Source organism: Streptomyces sindenensis (genome assembly GCF_014649035.1).
GTDB classification, from domain to species: domain Bacteria; phylum Actinomycetota; class Actinomycetes; order Streptomycetales; family Streptomycetaceae; genus Streptomyces; species Streptomyces sindenensis.
In genome coordinates this window covers 1-1,157 of record NZ_BMSG01000082.1, presented here as the reverse complement: position 1 = coordinate 1,157, position 1,157 = coordinate 1, and the positions used below count along the sequence as shown (strand labels likewise).

The 1,157-nt window shown below is 70.4% G+C and carries 1 protein-coding gene; it reads left to right on the top strand.

What is annotated here, in order from left to right:
* Positions 1-7: 7 nt before the first annotated feature.
* A protein-coding gene (locus IE145_RS33120) for an IS3 family transposase (RefSeq protein ID WP_189529118.1) occupies positions 8-1,157 on the top strand; the annotation gives its coding sequence in 2 pieces (ribosomal slippage) (positions 8-289 and positions 292-1,157; 1,148 coding nt annotated over the 2 pieces). This gene is flagged as partial in the annotation.

The following is a 1,157-nucleotide window of genomic DNA, read 5'->3' as shown; positions in this document are numbered from 1 at the left end:
TGTTGCAGTGCCCAAGCCATATCCGAAGGAGTTCCGCGAGGACGTCGTGCGGGTCGCGCGCAACCGTGAGCCCGGCGTCACGCTGGAACAGATCGCCGCCGACTTCGGCATCCACCCGATCACGCTGTCAAAGTGGCTGCGCCGTGCGGACACCGAGGGCGCCAGGCCCGCGACAGCGTCGGGTGAGTCGGCCGAGCTGCGCGAGGCCCGCAAGCGCATCCGGCTGCTGGAGCAGGAGAACGAGGTCCTGCGGAGGGCTGCGGCGTATCTGTCGCAGGCGAACCTGCCGGCAAAATGATGTACCCGCTCGTCCGCGAGCTGGCCGCCGCCGCTGCCCCTCGCCGGGTGCCGGTGGCGGTGACGTGCCGGGTACTCAAGCTGGCCCGCCAGCCCTACTACCGGTGGCTGGACCGGCCGGTCACGGACGCCGAACTGTCCGAGGCATACCGTGCCAACGCCCTGTTCGACGCGCACCGCGACGATCCCGAGTTCGGTCACCGCTTCCTTCTCGACGAGGCCCGCGCCGCCGGTGAGGCGATGGCCGAGCGGACCGCCTGGCGGATCTGCCGGGACAATGGCTGGTGGAGCGCCTTCGGCAAACGCAGGGGCCGCGGGAAGAACGCCAAGTCCGGGCCACCGGTCCACGACGACCTGGTGCGGCGCGACTTCACCGCGGACGGGCCGAACCGGCTGTGGCTCACGGACATCACCGAGCACCCCACCGGCGAGGGCAAGCTGTATCTGTGTGCCGTCAAGGACGTGTACTCGGGCCGCATCGTGGGCTACTCCATCGACGCCCGGATGGAGTCCCGCCTCGCCGTGGCCGCGCTGGAGTCCGCCGTCGCCCGCCGCGGCCAGGTGGCCGGTTGCGTGGTGCATTCGGACCGCGGTTCGCAGTTCCGCTCGCGGAAGGTTGCTGCCGTACTCACTCGGCACGGCCTGGTCGGCTCGATGGGCCGCGTCGGGGCCGCCGGTGACAACGCCGCCATGGAGAGCTTCTTCGCGCTGCTGCAGAAGAACGTCCTCGACCGCCGCACCTGGGCCACTCGACAGGAGCTGCGGATCGCGATCGTCACCTGGATCGAGCGGACCTACCACCGGCGCCGGCGCCAGAGACGCCTGGCCCGATTGACCCCCGTCGAGTACGAGACCATCAT